Origin of the sequence: Microcystis sp. T1-4 (assembly GCF_000297435.1) — a bacterium.
In the GTDB taxonomy this organism is placed as follows: domain Bacteria; phylum Cyanobacteriota; class Cyanobacteriia; order Cyanobacteriales; family Microcystaceae; genus Microcystis.
On record NZ_CAIP01000021.1, the window covers coordinates 23,848 to 39,498 of the forward strand.

The following is a 15,651-nucleotide window of genomic DNA, read 5'->3' on the forward strand; positions in this document are numbered from 1 at the left end:
TAATCTTTGGGAAAGTTCCTCAATACTGCATGGTCGTCTCTGCTACAATTCCACCCCTAGCTCAAGATACCCTCGCCCTGAAAGCGGTCTGGGCAAATATTGGCTATGATAGTTGTCCCCACCATTACAATTTCCATCTTCACACCCATTGTTCCGATGGTCAAATGAGTCCCCAAGACTTGATGAGACAAGCTTTAGACATCGGACTAAAAGGATTAGCAATTACCGATCATCACTCGATCGAAGGTTATCGACAAGCGCAAATTTGGCTGGAAAATCAGCATTTAAAGAGTTCTCCACCCCATCTCTGGACAGGGGTAGAAATTACGGCGAATCTCTTAGAGACAGAAGTGCATATTCTTGGCTATGGTTTCGATCCCGCTCACACCCTCTTGACTCCCTATCTGCAAAGAACCAAACCGGAAGGAGATCTCGCTTTGGCCTCTAGAGTCATTACAAGTTTACAGCAAGCGGGGGCTTTAGTGGTTCTGGCCCATCCCTTTCGTTATCATCGTCCCGCAGCTGATTTAGTGGCGGCGGCGGTAGAATTGGGTATTGATGGGATTGAGGCTTTTTATGCCTACGGCAATCCCAAACCCTGGCTACCCAGTCAACGGGAAACCGAACAAGCTCTCGCTCTTAGTCGTCAATATCAATTATTCGCCACCTGTAGCACCGATTCCCACGGTAAATCTTTATTACAGCGCATTTAGCCTGATCGCAGGATTAACTGTAAAATACCTAAATTGACTAAACTCGATCCCTGCTCGATCGAGTGTTAGTTTTTTATGGCCAAAAACAGGGAAGTGGGGAAGTGGGGAAATGGGGAAGTGGGGAAATGGGGGAATGGGGAATTTCAACTAAAACCCTAACACCCTAACACCCTAACACCCTAACATCCCAACACCCCAACACCCCAACACCCCAACACTCTGAATGAAAGATTTATTCCTTTACACCTGCTGGTTAATTCCCATTTATGGCTTAATTGGTTCGATTTTAACCCTACCTTGGTCTTTAGGCATTATTAGTCGGACCGGTCCGCGGCCGGCAGCTTATATTAACCTATTGATGACCGTCTTAGGGTTAATACACGGATCGATCGCTTTTAATCAAATTTGGCATCGAGAGACGATTAAACTGGCTTTTGAATGGGTAAAAGTGGCCGATCTTAGTTTATCCCTTTCGATCGAACTTTCTCCCGTCAGTTTAGGGACGCTGGAAGTGATTACCCTCATCAGTCTCTTGGCCCAAATCTATGCCCTTGGCTACATGGAAAAGGATTGGTCTTTGGCGAGATTTTATGGCTTAATGGGCTTTTTTGAGGCAGCTTTAGGAGGAATTGCCCTGAGTGACTCCCTACTATTCAGTTACGCCTTCCTAGAGATGTTAACGGTCTCTACCTATCTCCTCGTCGGTTTTTGGTATGCCCAACCTTTGGTCGTAACCGCGGCCCGAGATGCCTTTTTAACCAAGCGCGTCGGCGATATTATTTTATTGATGGGGTTGGTGGCTCTGTCCAGTTACGGGGAGGGATTGAGTTTTTCTCAGTTAGAAAATTGGGCGGTAAATAACCCTGTACCGCCTCTGACGGCGACTTTATTAGGATTAGCCCTTATTGCCGGTCCAACGGGTAAATGCGCCCAATTTCCCCTGAATTTGTGGCTAGATGAGGCGATGGAGGGACCCAATCCAGCCGGAATCCTGCGGAACTCGATCGTGGTTTCGGCGGGGGCCTATGTTTTAATTAAGCTGCAGCCGGTATTTACCCTATCTCCGATCGCTGCTGATGTTTTAATAGTGTTGGGGACAATGACGGCAATTGGTACTTCTCTGATGGCCTTGTCCCAAATTGATATTAAACGGGTTTTATGCCACTCCACCAGCGCCTATCTCGGTTTGGTCTTTATTGCGGTGGGATTAGGTCATGTGGATATCGCCTTACTAATTTTATTCTCCCATGCGGTGGCAAAAGCCTTATTGTTTATGAGCGCAGGAGCCTTAATTCTCACCACCAGTAACCAAAATATCACGGAAATGGGGGGAATTTGGGCAAGAATGCCGGCTACAACCATGGCTTTTTTAGGAGGTTCCGCAGGGATGACGGTTTTAATGCCCCTAGGGATGTTTTGGACGTTAAAACGGTGGTTAAGTGGCGAATGGGCGATTCCTTGGTGGTTATTAGCGGTTTTAATCTTTGTTAATTGTCTTAGCATCGTCAATCTTACTCGGGTCTTTCGTTTAGTCTTTTTGGGACAAACCCAAAGTAAGACCCATCGCACCCCGGAAGTGGCCTGGCCGATGGCTTTGCCCATGGTATCGTTGATTTTAATCGTTTTATTGGCCCCGATTATTCCCCTACGTTGGGATTTTTGGCTATCTTTCACCAATCCTCTCGTTAATAACCAGAGTTTTACTATTGTCTGGGGTTTTCCCTTACTGATAGCCTCTGGGGTAATTGGCCTAGTTATTGGGTTAATGGTAGAGTTAAGACGAGCTTGGGCGAGACCAACTGGGTTAATACTGCGATTCCTGCAAGATTTGTTCGCTTATGACTTCTATCTCGATCGCATCTATCAGTTTACCGTGGTTTTAGCGGTGGGCAGCCTGTCAAAAATTACCGCTTGGCTCGATCGTTATATTATTGATGGTCTGGTTAATTTGGTCAGTTTAGCGACGATTTTTAGCGGCAGTGCCTTAAAGTATAATGTTTCTGGTCAATCACAGTTTTATGTTTTGACTATTCTTTTGGGAATAGGGGGATTAATCTGGCTCTTATTAAACGGTCAATGGTCACTGATAACTGATTATTGGTCATCCCTGTGGACTCATTGAACCTCTGTGTATCGCTCCCTAGTCTTCCGGTCGCGGACTAGGGAAGAGGAAAGCAGCCTGGTGAATAGGCTCGACGGGGACAGACGGTTAAAATCGGTCTTAGCTTAAAACCCCACACCCGGCCCCAGGAAAAACTTTTTCGGCAAGCCCTATTTGTGTTATAATAGGTTGGTCAAAAATGCTGGTGTAGCTCAGTGGTAGAGCAGCTGATTTGTAATCAGCCGGTCGCGGGTTCAAATCCCATCACCAGCTTTAATCTCTCACTCCTAATCGAAAGTCAGGAGAATCAAATAATAGTCGATTAAATGGTGTATTCACAGATTTTAGACAATTTAATCCTTATTTTTGCCGTTTTTGAACCCTGAAAAATTAATTATGCAAGAGGTTCACTAAAGCTAATTGATATAATTAGGGTTGACCGAAAAAGTTTTTCTTGGGGGTAGGGTGTGGAGTGCCGGTAGCCGGTTACTGTTCACTGATAATAATGAATACGGCCAATTTTATCCGACAAAGAGAGATTTACAAAAACTGGCACAATTATCAATCCAGGTGTCAAATTTTGCGATCGCAACTTGGTTTTAATCAAGTGCCTTCCTCCCGTCCCCAAACCTGCATCGGTTGTCGTCACTACCACGGTCAGTCCTACGGTCAGAGTCGAGAAACCCGTCAGCGTCTAATTTGTGGATTTCATCCCTCCGGTTGGAATCAAGAGGAAAATTGCCCCGATTGGCAAACCGAAGACCCCTAAACGGAAATTCAAACCAGACAAAATCATCCTAGGGACTGGGGTTCGCAACTGTGGCACACTAGAGAGTAGAACTGAATTGACGGTAAGCCCTTGACTAATCAAATTACCCCTTTCGACCCCCTTCACAACCACGACGAGACGGGCCATGACCACGAGTCAAAAGGGACCCCCCACGTCCATAGCGAAGCTTCCCTGAAGCAAATTATTAACCGTCTCTCGCGGATCGAAGGACATATTCGCGGCATCAAGACGATGGTATCGGAAAATCGTCCCTGTCCCGAAGTTTTGATGCAAATTGCCGCTATTCGCGGAGCGACTGATCGCGTCGCCAGAATGATCCTTGACGAACATCTGAGCGAATGTATTGCCCGGGCTGCCCAGGAAGGTAGTATCGAGACAGAAATTGAAGAATTAAAGGCCGCCTTGGATCGCTTTTTACCCTAGATTGTGCTATAATGAGAAGTTGGCATTTTTTAGGCAGAGAGCGATTACAGGAGGTGAATTAGGTTAATGACCCAAGTGGTAGTTGGTCAGAACGAGGCGATCGAATCGGCCCTGCGTCGTTTTAAGCGACAGGTAGCGAAAGCGGGAATTTATGCGGATATCAAAAAGCATCAATTTTTTGAAACCCCTCAAGAAAAGAGAAAGCGTAAAGCAGTAGCCCGGAGACGACAAAGAACCCGTCGTCGTTAAAATTCCCCAAGTCAGAAGTCGCTCGAAAGCTTCTGGCTTGCTTTTATTTTAACCTCTGTTTTGGGGGTTGGGAAGCGGGAAGTGGGGAGAAAAAAGCTGATAAGATAAAGTTTAGCCCTCGATCGAGTTCTAGTGTTTTCATGGTTTTACAACTGCGCGTCTACGTTCCCGAACATCCTCTGGTTAAGCACTGGTTAGCGATCGCACGCGATCAAAATACCCCCTCGGTACTGTTTAAAACAGCGATGACGGAACTAGGGCGCTGGTTAACCTACGAAGCGGCGCGGCAATGGTTGCCGACCCTGGAAACTAGCGTTAAAACCCCTCTAGCGGAATGTCCGGCTACTTTTATCGATCCTAGCGTACCGATCGCCGTAGTTCCGATTTTACGGGCAGGATTAGCCCTGTTGGAAGGGGCCCAAAGCCTTTTACCCCTAGCTAGAACCTATCACCTCGGTTTAGCCAGAAATGAGGAAACCCTAGAGGCAAGTTGTTATTTAAATAAATTACCGGCCAGTTTTGATCCGGCCACGAGAGTGTTAATTCTGGAACCGATGTTAGCCACGGGGGGATCAATTTCAACGGCAATGGCAGAAGTTACCGCCAGAGGCGTTGATCCTGACCTGATTCGCGTGATTTCCGTGGTGGCTGCCCCGCCGGCTTTACAGAAATTGAGTCAAAATTATCCCAGCTTGAACATCTATACGGCTATTATCGATGAAGGATTAAATAGCCGCGGTTACATCGTGCCGGGGTTGGGCGATGCCGGCGATCGAGCTTTTGGAACCTATTAGGAGAAAAAGGGATTATGAGTCAGCGAGATGGGTTTGCGGGCGGTTTTTTAGCTGGTGCGATTGTCGGTGGTTTAGTGGGCGGTGTTTTGGGGACAGTGTTGGCTAATCGCGGCCGCCGCGGTTTAGTAGCTGTTGACAATCAGTCTTTTTTAGAGGAGATCCGCAATGGGCGCTTGACTCCAGAGGAAGGCATGGAAATGGCCCGCCGCAGTTTAGAAGATAAAATTGCCCAGTTAAATCTAGCGATCGATGATGTGCGTCAACAGTTAGGATCGGTACAGGAAAACGGCAGCGATCATTAAAATTGGGCTGGCTGAATCAATCTAAAAACCTTTTTGGATAAGCTATGCCCGCACATTTAAATTGCTTGTGGAGATGAGGCAAAAAGCAAGGCACAAGATTCTCCGTTAGAATTAGCAGTAATCAAACACCACGCTTGTCGGAGCTATGGTTAACCTCACCTATAACAAAAATTGCCCTCTTCCCAGTGCCGAAGAATTACCCTCTTCCGACGAAACTCCAGTGGACAATCAGTTACAAAATGATATTCCCAACCTACTGCTAAGTTTATTAGCCTTGATTTGGACCGGTCGAGATGATTGGTATTTTGGGGTAGATATGGCTGTCTATTATAATCCAGAGGAATCAGCTTTTGTTCCCGATGGTTTCTTAGCGGTTGGAGTCAACCATGATACGGGAGAAAGAGGTCGGTTAAGCTATGTTTTGTGGGGAGAAAAGTACATCTTGCCGATTTTGTTTTTAGAGGTGGTTTCCGAGAAATATAATAGTGAATATGAGGAAAAATTCTTAAATTACCAAACCCTGGGCATTCTGTATTATGTAATTTACAATCCTTTGAGTGGGAGAAGAGGAAGATTTAAAAACCGACAAAGATTAGAGGTATATAAATTAATCTCAGGGAAATATGAGCTTCTAGAAAGTGAGAATAATCGAGTTTGGTTGCCTGAAATTGGCTTGGCGCTGGGTTATGAGAAAGGAGAACATATTGCTTGGTATCGGGAATGGTTATACTGGTATGACCAGTCAGGAAATCGCTATCTAACGGCTGAGGAAAGAGCGATGAACGCAGAGGCGATCGCTGCTCAAGAACGTTTGGCTAAACAAGAGGCTGAAGCGATCGCTGCTCAAGAACGTTTGGCTAAACAAGAGGCTGAAGCGATCGCTGCTCAAGAACGTCTGGCTAAACAAGAGGCTGAAGCGATCGCTGCTCAAGAACGTCTGGCTAAACAAGAGGCTGAACAAAAAGCCATCCGGCTGGCTGAAAGGCTCAGAGCGCTTGGAATTAACCCCGATGAAATGTAGGCTCTGACTTCTCCAAGGTATAAGCGCCAGTGCTTCTCTAATTTCCCTGGCCGTGCCTTGGATTACTGTTGCTTGTGTAGTCATGATTTTTTATCATTCTAGGGCGAATCCTAGCATAATTCGTGACTGAGATGCTACTCATAACCCCCCAAAAAAGAGAGAGGAAACCCGCGTCTCCTCTCCCTTGTAGGCATTATTTCCTCGCTTTGCGGACAGCACCCCCTAGCATTAAACCGCCCAGGGTGATATAACCAAGAAGGCTAGAGGGTTCGGGAACAGGAGTCGCATTAAGTGTAACGTTATCGAAAACTAATTGTGTCCCCCCATTATTCGGACGGTCAATAGAGATGCGAATTCCCGCACCCTGATCGGCAATCCCCGCCAGATAAGAAGTGTTGAACGATAAGAACACTCCTCTTGACGAAAAGGAACTCTGATTGAATGTAAAACTTGACAAAACGGTATTATTATCACTCCGGCGAAGCGAAATTGTACTGTTCGGCAAGGTCAAGTTGCCCGGTTCATCTAGACGAATACCTGCAAATAAATTGAGCGTGTATCGAGTTCCGGCTTGATAAGTGGCGGCTACATCTTGACGGATCGATCCACCATTGAAAGCAATAAGAGCCGCCTGCGAACCGTCGGGTACTCCGCTTGGAAATTGAGTCGCATTGAATGGCTGAACCCCCGCATTGCCACTACTCACAGTCCAACCGGTAATAACTGGTGAAAAATTAGGGTTTGATGGTGTCTCGAAGGAAAAATTATTGACAGTCACGCTTGCAGCCTGTGCCGCACCAGTTCCCAGAGTAGCCAGGGCAACCCCGACGGATAGAATGCCGAGTTGTTTTATTTTCATGAAAAAGGGTTAATGGTAAATGGTTTAAGTGCGCGACATTTCGATTCGGGTTAAGCAATAGGGCAACCCAAAACAATGACCAGCGAATGCTCAAAGACAAAATACACACCTTCCCCCCCCGCATTGTATCAAAAGCTACAATTTAATAAATATTTACATTCCTCTCCCCCAGGGCTGACGCCGCTACAGTAATCACAGTTACAATGTTTGAGAGGTCTGAGTGGTAACTGATAACTGATAACTGATAACTGATAACTGAAATGACTACACCTACCTTCACCATTCCCCAATCTGACCCTTCCCTTTCCCCCCGGCAATCCCTGCCGACGATGTACGATTTACCTAGTGATAATCCACTTGAACCCGGTTTGCCTGACGAATTTCACCTATTACAACCTCAGTTATTACTGCTGACTTTTCAGCCTCCCAACTGGGAACCAGAGCTAGTTTTTAGCGCCGCTGACCTTAACCTTTACTACGATGTCAGACACCCTCAATGGTACAAGCGTCCTGATTGGTTTGGGGTGGTTGGTGTTCCTCGTCTCTACGATGGCCATGACCTGCGCTTAAGTTATGTGATTTGGCAGGAAGGGGTTTCCCCTGCGATTGTGGTGGAATTATTGTCTCCAGGTACGGAAAATCAAGATTTAGGCGAAGAACTACGCCAACCAGAAGAACCGCCAACTAAGTGGACAGTTTATGAACAGATTTTGCAGGTTCCCTACTATGTAGTTTTTAGCCGCTATACTAACCAACTTCAAGCGTTTGAACTGGTAGATGGTCATTACCAACCCGTGACTTTAGTGGAGGGACGCTTACCGATTCCTCAACTGGAATTGAGCTTGGGTTTGTGGCAAGGTTCCTATCGGGGAATTGAGCGGCTATGGTTGCGCTGGTTGACGCTGGAGGGAGAGTTGATTCCCCTGGCCGATGAGGAGTTAATTGTGGCGAAACAAGAGGTTTCTGCGGCGAAACAAGAGGCTTCTGCGGCGAAACAAGAGGCTTCTGTGGCGAAACAAGAGGCTTCTGTGGCCAAACAACGAGCAGAACAACTAGCGGCACGATTGCGGGAATTAGGGATAGATCCTGAAACTATTCCTCAGATTGACTTTTAAATTTAGGCAGAGCCTAAATGTTTGGTTCCAAGGCTCTGCCTTGGAACCAGGTATCAAAAACCCCCCAAAAAAGAGAGAGGAAACCCGCGTCTCCTCTCCCTTGGGGCATTATTTCCTCGCTTTGCGGACAGCACCTCCTAACATTAAACCGCCCAGTGTGATAAAACCAAGAAGGCTAGAGGGTTCGGGGACAGTTACAGGCTCAGGCTGATTTCCGGGCACGGTCAACACACTCGACATCGCATACAGCGACTTCGCAGTGGAATAAACGTCAGTGGTCTCCGCTATCCAACCAGAAAAAACCACGGAATCAGCCCGCCCCGCGGCCGCGGAACCAAAGAACCCTCCGCCCAACTGATTCTGAGGAAATCCGGTACCGAGATAAACTGATCCTGTCCAAACAAGGTTGGAGGAGATAACATCGTTAGGTTGTAGATTTATGGGGTGTTGGAGAGACCCATCCCAGAGATCGGCATTATTGTTGGCGACCTTGTTGCCATTTATCAGGTAGATGGGAACACCCGTACTCGATGGATTAGTACCTGTATTATCACGAGCAGCGACTGCGCTCGTAGAACCGATCGCCTTCCAAGTGGTCGTCAGTCCAGCACCTGAAAGAGCATTTGCAAGAGCGCTTCCTGTTACCTGATTAGTAACAAAGGTATTGTAGTCGTTGATGTCGGTACTTGTTGCATCCCGCGTGCCAGCAGTCACAAACACCAAACGATACTGATCGCCCGGGAGCAAGTCAGTAGGGACGACCACCAAAGCAGCTTGTGCTGCACCAGCCGTTCCTAGAGTGGCTGCTAGGGCAACCCCGGATAGAATGCCGAGTTGTAATTTCATCAAAAAAAAAGGGTTAATGGTAGATGGTTTGAGTGCGTGACATTTCGATTCGGGTTAAGCAATAGGGCAACCCAAAACAATGACCAGCGAACCTAACATTCAAGAGCATACACACTCCCCCCCGCATTGTATCAAACGCTACAATTTAATAAATATTTACATTCCTCTCCCCCAAGGCTTGCGCCCCTTGTATATTGGAGAAGTGGTAGGGTGTCAGCCTTTTCTTCGAGAGGATTTGCTGATCACCGGAACCCCAAGAGAGCCATCTGATCACTTATAAACTGTTGACTATCTAAATTACTCGTTAAGACTGCATTAGAGGTAAATATTTCATGAGCCAAACCATCACACCTTCTTCCTTAAAAGCTAGTTTAGCCCCCAATCCCACCAGAGCAGCAACGGTGGACGATGGGGGAAATGTGCTAGGGGAATTTCTGCAAGAAACTCTGGCCATGACTAAACGTCTGTTCATCCAATTACAACGTCGTCCTTCAACCCTAATCGCGGGGGTAATTCAGCCCTTTATGTGGCTGATTTTATTCGGGGCATTGTTTTATAAGGCTCCCCAGGGTCTATTCGGCAACGATCTCAGTTATGCTAAATTTCTCGCCCCCGGGGTGATTGTCTTTACCGCTTTTTCTGGGGCCCTCAATGCTGGTTTGCCGGTAATGTTCGATCGAGAATTTGGCTTCCTTAACCGTCTCTTGGTAGCACCTTTAACCACTCGTTACTCGATCGTGGCCGCTTCTACCATCTATATTATCGCCCTCAGTTTCATCCAAACCGCCTCGATCGTGGCCGCTAGTGCCTTTTTAGGGGCAGGATTGCCCAGTTTAGCTGGATTAGGTGCGATCGCTTTGATTGTTTTCCTAATAGTTTTGGGTATGACTGCCTTAAGTCTCAGTTTAACCTTTGCTCTGCCCGGACATATCGAATTAATCGCCGTCATTTTCGTCACCAATTTACCGCTTTTATTTGCCAGTACCGCCCTCGCTCCCTTAAACTTTATGGCAGATTGGTTACAAGTAATCGCTAGTCTCAACCCTCTTACCTATGCGATCGAACCGATCCGTTATATTTATTTCAATCAGCACTGGTCTTTTGATAGCATAGTCTTACAAACCCCTTGGCTTGACCTCAATTTCTTGACAGTTTTAGCCCTGCTCTTCGCTTTTGATCTGCTAATCCTTTTAGCAATTCAGCCCTTACTTCGTCGTCGTTTTGCTTAAATCAGTTATCAGTTATAAGTTATCAGTTTACTGTTCACTGAAAAGCCTACAACTTTCTCACCACCAAAAACTAGACAAGTAAGTAGTTATAATTAAATTGAAGATAGATTTTGCCTCTGATCCCCCCTTAGTCCCCCCTTGATAAGGGGGGTGCCGATCCCCCCTTAGTCCCCCCCTTGATAAGGGGGGGTGCCGATCCCCCCTTAGTCCCCCCTTGATAAGGGGGGTGCCTGACAACTTTTAACACCTACCCACTTAATTTTCTGAGGAGTTAGTTAGATTATGAATACTCAAAAAATGTTGCTCAAATCGTCTTTATTCCTAGCTACTGTTTTATTGGTCGGGGCTGATTTTAGTCCGCAAGTGTTAGCTCAAAGCTTGAACCCCAGTCAACCGGACTATCAAAAAAATGAACGTAGTTCCGATGGCAGGGATGGTCTCGGTGGTTTTAATCCTTTAGACTTGATTCATAATAGTAATTTTCGCCGTAGTCGGGACGGATCGGAATTTCAGGAAGACACCCTCAATAATATCAACGAAGCGGCCGAGGAGTTTAAACGCAAGCAAAGGGAACAACTGGAAAATCGGCAAAATCCTGCCCCAGAAACCAAATAAAACCTTTTTGCTAGTATATATGATCGCTAAGTGCAGATGATCTGAGAAAGACCAGTAACTGAAGATGATTGGGGGGTTTATCTGACACGAATTTATATTAAACTTAGGATTGGTTTATTGAATTATCGTCTTATTAAAACTGTGGAAGTAATGGAAATCGGGCAAAAAGTCAAGGTCTGTCGCTTAAGAGACCGCGTTAACTCGGATGTAGCGGGTAAATTGGGTAAAGTGGGTGTCATCAAAAATTTTAAGATGACCGATGGCAGCGGTGTTGGTGCTGTTGTCCAGTTCGATGATAAGACCGCTACTTGGTTTTTTGAGGATGAACTCAAACTCATCTAAATACAACGCTTAGGAATTAATTATGTCCTTAATTTTGACCTTTTTGGGCAAGGGGGGCAGCGGTCGCAGTACGATAGCGATCGCTTCGGCAAAGAAAATGGCTGGTCTGGGGTCAAAAGTTCTCTTGATCGGTCAAGATTCCGGCCCTGCTTGGGGATTACTCCTCAAGGCCTCCCCTAGCTCCTCCATTACGGAAATTGCCCCTAATCTCTCGGTTGTGCAGCTTAGTAGTACACAGTTACTAGAAAAAAGTTGGGAAGAAGTCAAGGAATTGGAAAAGCAGTATTTGCGTTCTCCCACCTTGAAAAATGTTTATGGTCAAGAGTTGGGCATTTTACCCGGAATGGACCAAGCTCTAGCTTTAAATTTCCTGCGGGAACAGCATAAAAGCGGAAATTACGATGTCATCATCTACGACGGCAGCGGAGATATCAACAGTCTGCGAATGTTGGGGATTCCCGAGGTGGGTAGCTGGTATTCACGGCGTTTTCGGCAGGTTTTCAGCGATTCCGAGATCGGTCGCACCCTTTCCCCCTTTTTCCAACCGATTGCCGCTGCCGTGCTGAATTTCTCCTTTAATCCCGACGGTTTAGGTCAGAAGGGCGATAATAACATTTTAGACGAGGGGCGCTCCGCTTTAGCCGATCCTCGGCGAGTTTTAGCCTATCTAGTCACCAATGATGATCCAATTGCGATCGCAGAGGCCAAATATCTTTGGGGTGGGGCGCAGCAAATCGGTTTAAATGTGGGGGGAGTGATTTTTAATCGCTGCCAGAGTGCTACGGAGGATTTTGCCCCGCTGCCAGCCGCGATTTTACCCGACCGTCAAGGAGAAGATTGGCAGGAGTTAATCGCCGAGTTACCCAATTTTCTCACGGTGCAGCCGCCCAAACCGTTAATAATCGATACGGCAGCCGCTCAGGTCAAGGTTTATTTACCCGGATTCGAGAAAAAACAGGTAAAACTGACGCAATCGGGTCCAGAATTAACCATCGAAGCCGGGGATCAACGGCGTAATATTGATGTACCACCGCCTCTAACCGGAAGATCGGTAAAAGGGGCAAAATTCCAAGACGGTTACTTAATTATTTCTTTTTAAGGGATTATGTCGAACACCGAGATCGAAAACAAGGACGAGCGGGGGGCCAAAACTCGCCAATTATTGGGCATGAAAGGGGCCTCATCGGCAGAAACCTCCCTCTGGAAAATCCGCTTACAATTGATGAAGCCGATCACTTGGATTCCCCTAATTTGGGGGGTTGTCTGTGGGGCTGCTTCATCGGGTAATTATACTTGGTCTTTAGAAGATGTCTTAAAATCGGCCACCTGTATGTTACTTTCCGGTCCGTTGATGACCGGTTATACCCAAACTTTAAATGATTTTTACGATCGAGAAATCGATGCAATTAATGAACCCTATCGTCCGATTCCTTCGGGGGTGATTTCTATTCCGCAAGTAGTCGGTCAGATTTTGGTTTTATTAGTGGGTGGATTGGGAATAGCTTATCTTCTCGATCGCTGGGCCGGTCATGATTTCCCGATCATGCTTTGTTTAACCCTATTTGGTTCTTTTATTGCCTATATTTATTCAGCGCCACCCTTAAAATTAAAACAAAATGGTTGGCTAGGAAATTATGCCCTCGGTGCTAGTTATATAGCATTACCTTGGTGGGCAGGTCACGCCCTTTTTGGTCAGTTAAATGGGACAATTATGATCCTAACCCTCATCTATAGTCTAGCGGGGTTAGGCATTGCTGTAGTTAACGACTTTAAAAGTGTGGAAGGTGACGAAAAATTAGGCTTAAAATCCTTGCCAGTTATGTTTGGAATTACCACTGCCGCTTGGATTTGTGTGATTATGATCGATGTTTTTCAAGCGGGAATTGCTGGCTATCTCATCAGTATTCATCAGAATCTTTATGCCGCTATTTTACTGTTATTAATTATCCCTCAGATCACTTTCCAAGATATGTATTTTCTGCGGGATCCGCTCAAAAATGATGTCAAATATCAAGCCAGCGCCCAGCCTTTTCTAGTGTTAGGAATGTTGGTGACAGGTTTGGCTTTAGGTCAGGGGATACTCTAAAAGATTGTAATTAATAAAAACAGGAAATATCCAGTTGACGGGCGAGGATCGCCTTGAATCGGTCTTCGGTTTAAGGTAACTTAAACGGTTAAGAGGGGAGAAAACTGTGGCTTCTAGCTAGATCCCTAGTCTTTTCGTTACAATCAAGAGGGAATCGATGCCGGGGAGAAGATTACTTTTTTTCTTCCCTGCGATTCAGCATTCTTGACGAACTAATCAAGAATAGTTTCTGTTTAACAAGATTGATTCAGACAAGTATCTCGAACCTAGTCACCATGAGTAATACCAGTAATTTTCGTCAAGCTTTACGCGAGGCTAAAAGCCAAGCACTTATCGGCCCTAATGTTATCCCCAAGGCCCTGCCCTATCTCGGTGGCGGTCTAATTTTGACTGCGGTGGGAACCTATGGCGGTTTAGGTGTGATCCAATCCTATCCCCAGATTTTCTTCCCGACTTTCTTTGTCGCCCTGGTTGCCGAGATTATTTTATTTTTTGTCGCGCGTAGTAGTGCGGAAAGCGGCAATAAAAGCACTGCTCTGCCCCTGCTGACTCTCTATAGCCTTCTTTCTGGCTATACTCTCAGTGGAATCGTCTATGTGGCCCTAGGTACTTCCGGTGTTGGTTTGCGAGGAGTGGCAATTGCTGCCCTCGGTTGCGGCCTCGCTTTTGTGTTGGGACGGAATATCGGCTCGAATCTGTCGGAAAAAGATGGTTTGGCGCTGACTCAAACCGTGAGCATCGGTATTCTCGCTCTTTTTATTGTTCTCATTGGTCAGCTAATTTTCTTTATCTTTACTGGTGCTAATCCCACCTGGTTAGAAATCGCTATTTCTGGCATCGGGGTTTTCTTGTTTGCCGGCTCCGCAGTCGTGGACTTTTACATCTTGCCCCGTACCTACAGAGATGAACAGTATCTCAGTGCTGCTTTATCGATGTATTTGACCTATATCAACCTATTTATCTTTATTCTGCGCCTTTTAATCGCCCTTAACGGTCGGGATTAGGGCAAATAGGGAGGAGTTAGAAATTAGTTACACCCTAAGTTCTAACTCCGCTAGAATAGTAAAGAAATGTAAACGGCCTGTAAAGATTATGACTGAACCACAACCGACTCAAACCCCCAAATTAGAAGACCCCAAATTTGGCTTTAATGACTATGCCGAGCGCCTCAACGGTAGGGCTGCTATGATTGGTTTTGTGATCACCCTGTTGATCGAGTATCTCACTGGCCAAGGTCTGTTATCTTGGTTAGGGTTACAGTAGTTTTTTAGGCTTTTTTAGGCATTCTAGGGGAAATACAGCCTTGAGTGTTAGTTAACGCATACAGGCTTGATGATTTTCCCCGTAGAATCCTTGTAAGACCGAATCACCTCGCTGTTGTGGTGTGCCGTGGGAGTTATTGGGGGCCTCAAAATCGCCCACTTCCGAGGCCGCTTCCGCCAGAAGTTTTCCTGCTATTATATAATCCTGTTTGGATAAACCTCTCGCTTCGGTAAATAACCAGGAAAGGGTATCTCCCGCTAGACAATCGGCCTGTAATTCAATGCCGATGGTCATCCCACCCTCATCGATGCCACCGATACCCCGATTCCACTGAACAGCGTGAGCGGCCTCGTGAGCGACGGCGTAAAGGGGAAATAGGGGATTATCACTAATGCGAGTGACTTGCTGGAGATTGACATAAACTGTATTATCTACAGTGCAGAAAGCCGCTAGGGAAATTACGCCGCAGGGAGTGGTTATCGGGGCATTACTTAACAAATACTTAAAATTGATCTGGTGTAATTGAGCCGTATATTCAATTACCGCTTCTAAGGCATCCGTAATATCGTCTGCTTGCGCTCTCTGGGCTAGAGGGGATAAAATCAAGAGGGAACTACAAGAAACAGCAGATATCAGGGATAATAACCGTTTACGGCCAGAGTTAGGGTTCATGGTACTAACAAAGTCGGGAGTGAGGAAGAGGTTTAATTGATCTGAATTAGCCTACCGCTATGATCACAATTCTAAAGGCTATATCTAAGACTTCCAGAGAAAATACAGAATTTACGCAGCTTTTGATCGAAGTTTACAGAATTTCTCCTCAAGGTTGAGGAAATTAATTTGGCACGACTACTTAGGGTTTGCGGCAAAAAGTTTTTCGGTGGTGGCAGGGTGTGGCCCCCC

Annotated in this window: 19 protein-coding genes and 1 tRNA gene; 17 read left to right on the forward strand and 3 right to left on the reverse strand. The window is 46.2% G+C overall.

Annotation, left to right across the window (positions count from 1 at the left end; all coding sequences use genetic code 11):
• Positions 1–29 precede the first annotated feature (29 nt).
• The 9 genes from MICAI_RS01075 (at position 30) to MICAI_RS01115 (ending at position 6,393) form a co-directional block, all read left to right on the forward strand.
• Positions 30–713, forward strand: coding sequence for a PHP domain-containing protein (locus MICAI_RS01075; protein WP_008196516.1), 684 nt, complete (start codon positions 30–32; stop codon positions 711–713).
• Between the two features lie 223 nt (positions 714–936).
• Positions 937–2,835 (forward strand): NAD(P)H-quinone oxidoreductase subunit F, encoded by a 1,899-nt coding sequence (locus tag MICAI_RS01080; RefSeq protein WP_008196518.1) that lies wholly within the window; start codon positions 937–939, stop codon positions 2,833–2,835.
• Between the two features lie 180 nt (positions 2,836–3,015).
• Positions 3,016–3,087: transfer RNA gene (locus MICAI_RS01085), tRNA-Thr, on the forward strand.
• A 232-nt stretch (positions 3,088–3,319) separates the two neighbouring features.
• Positions 3,320–3,583, forward strand: a complete 264-nt coding sequence (locus tag MICAI_RS01090) for a hypothetical protein (RefSeq protein WP_008196520.1) — start codon at positions 3,320–3,322, stop codon at positions 3,581–3,583.
• Positions 3,584–3,673: 90 nt separating this feature from the next.
• On the forward strand, positions 3,674–4,027 hold the full coding sequence (locus MICAI_RS01095; RefSeq protein ID WP_008196522.1) for a metal-sensing transcriptional repressor: 354 nt from the start codon (positions 3,674–3,676) through the stop codon (positions 4,025–4,027).
• Positions 4,028–4,093: 66 nt separating this feature from the next.
• On the forward strand, positions 4,094–4,276 hold the full coding sequence (rpsU, locus tag MICAI_RS01100) for a 30S ribosomal protein S21 (RefSeq protein WP_002738938.1): 183 nt from the start codon (positions 4,094–4,096) through the stop codon (positions 4,274–4,276).
• Positions 4,277–4,416: 140 nt separating this feature from the next.
• A complete protein-coding gene (upp, locus tag MICAI_RS01105) occupies positions 4,417–5,070 on the forward strand; it encodes a uracil phosphoribosyltransferase (protein WP_008196546.1) in 654 nt (217 codons plus the stop codon).
• 14 nt (positions 5,071–5,084) lie between these two features.
• Positions 5,085–5,372 carry a hypothetical protein gene (locus tag MICAI_RS01110; protein WP_008196548.1) on the forward strand — a complete coding sequence of 96 codons (288 nt, stop codon included), beginning with the start codon at positions 5,085–5,087 and terminating at the stop codon, positions 5,370–5,372.
• 145 nt (positions 5,373–5,517) lie between these two features.
• Positions 5,518–6,393 (forward strand): Uma2 family endonuclease, encoded by an 876-nt coding sequence (locus tag MICAI_RS01115; RefSeq protein ID WP_008196551.1) that lies wholly within the window; start codon positions 5,518–5,520, stop codon positions 6,391–6,393.
• 193 nt (positions 6,394–6,586) lie between these two features.
• Here the strand turns inward: MICAI_RS01115 and MICAI_RS01120 are convergent, their stop codons facing one another.
• The gene (locus MICAI_RS01120; protein ID WP_008196554.1) at positions 6,587–7,252 is read right to left on the reverse strand and encodes a hypothetical protein; all 666 of its coding nucleotides are present in this window, start codon (positions 7,250–7,252) and stop codon (positions 6,587–6,589) included.
• Positions 7,253–7,512: 260 nt separating this feature from the next.
• On the opposite strand from MICAI_RS01120, the gene MICAI_RS01125 reads away from it, so the two are divergent.
• Complete coding sequence (locus MICAI_RS01125; RefSeq protein WP_008196556.1) at positions 7,513–8,367, forward strand: Uma2 family endonuclease; 855 nt, start codon at positions 7,513–7,515, stop codon at positions 8,365–8,367.
• Between the two features lie 108 nt (positions 8,368–8,475).
• On the opposite strand, the gene MICAI_RS01130 is transcribed toward MICAI_RS01125, so the two are convergent.
• Positions 8,476–9,213: a PEP-CTERM sorting domain-containing protein gene (locus tag MICAI_RS01130; RefSeq protein WP_008196557.1), complete on the reverse strand. Its 738-nt coding sequence runs from the start codon at positions 9,211–9,213 to the stop codon at positions 8,476–8,478.
• A gap of 332 nt (positions 9,214–9,545) precedes the next feature.
• Here MICAI_RS01130 and MICAI_RS01135 point away from each other — a divergent pair, with 332 nt between their 5' ends.
• From MICAI_RS01135 to MICAI_RS26195, 7 genes are all read left to right on the forward strand, one after another.
• Positions 9,546–10,442 carry an ABC transporter permease gene (locus MICAI_RS01135; RefSeq protein ID WP_002781901.1) on the forward strand — a complete coding sequence of 299 codons (897 nt, stop codon included), beginning with the start codon at positions 9,546–9,548 and terminating at the stop codon, positions 10,440–10,442.
• A gap of 282 nt (positions 10,443–10,724) precedes the next feature.
• The gene (locus tag MICAI_RS01140) at positions 10,725–11,057 is read left to right on the forward strand and encodes a hypothetical protein (protein ID WP_008196562.1); all 333 of its coding nucleotides are present in this window, start codon (positions 10,725–10,727) and stop codon (positions 11,055–11,057) included.
• Positions 11,058–11,207: 150 nt separating this feature from the next.
• Positions 11,208–11,399, forward strand: a complete 192-nt coding sequence (locus tag MICAI_RS01145; protein WP_002742483.1) for a cytochrome b6f subunit PetP — start codon at positions 11,208–11,210, stop codon at positions 11,397–11,399.
• 22 nt (positions 11,400–11,421) lie between these two features.
• Positions 11,422–12,498 (forward strand): Get3/ArsA fold putative tail anchor-mediating ATPase NosAFP, encoded by a 1,077-nt coding sequence (locus MICAI_RS01150; RefSeq protein ID WP_008196574.1) that lies wholly within the window; start codon positions 11,422–11,424, stop codon positions 12,496–12,498.
• A 6-nt stretch (positions 12,499–12,504) separates the two neighbouring features.
• Positions 12,505–13,485 (forward strand): chlorophyll synthase ChlG, encoded by a 981-nt coding sequence (chlG, locus tag MICAI_RS01155; RefSeq protein ID WP_008196576.1) that lies wholly within the window; start codon positions 12,505–12,507, stop codon positions 13,483–13,485.
• Positions 13,486–13,760: 275 nt separating this feature from the next.
• Complete coding sequence (locus MICAI_RS01160) at positions 13,761–14,489, forward strand: Bax inhibitor-1/YccA family protein (protein WP_008196578.1); 729 nt, start codon at positions 13,761–13,763, stop codon at positions 14,487–14,489.
• Positions 14,490–14,577: 88 nt separating this feature from the next.
• Complete coding sequence (locus MICAI_RS26195; RefSeq protein ID WP_002742489.1) at positions 14,578–14,748, forward strand: high light inducible protein; 171 nt, start codon at positions 14,578–14,580, stop codon at positions 14,746–14,748.
• Positions 14,749–14,799: 51 nt separating this feature from the next.
• On the opposite strand, the gene MICAI_RS01170 is transcribed toward MICAI_RS26195, so the two are convergent.
• The gene (locus tag MICAI_RS01170) at positions 14,800–15,420 is read right to left on the reverse strand and encodes a hypothetical protein (protein WP_008196592.1); all 621 of its coding nucleotides are present in this window, start codon (positions 15,418–15,420) and stop codon (positions 14,800–14,802) included.
• Between the last annotated feature and the right edge of the window lie 231 nt (positions 15,421–15,651).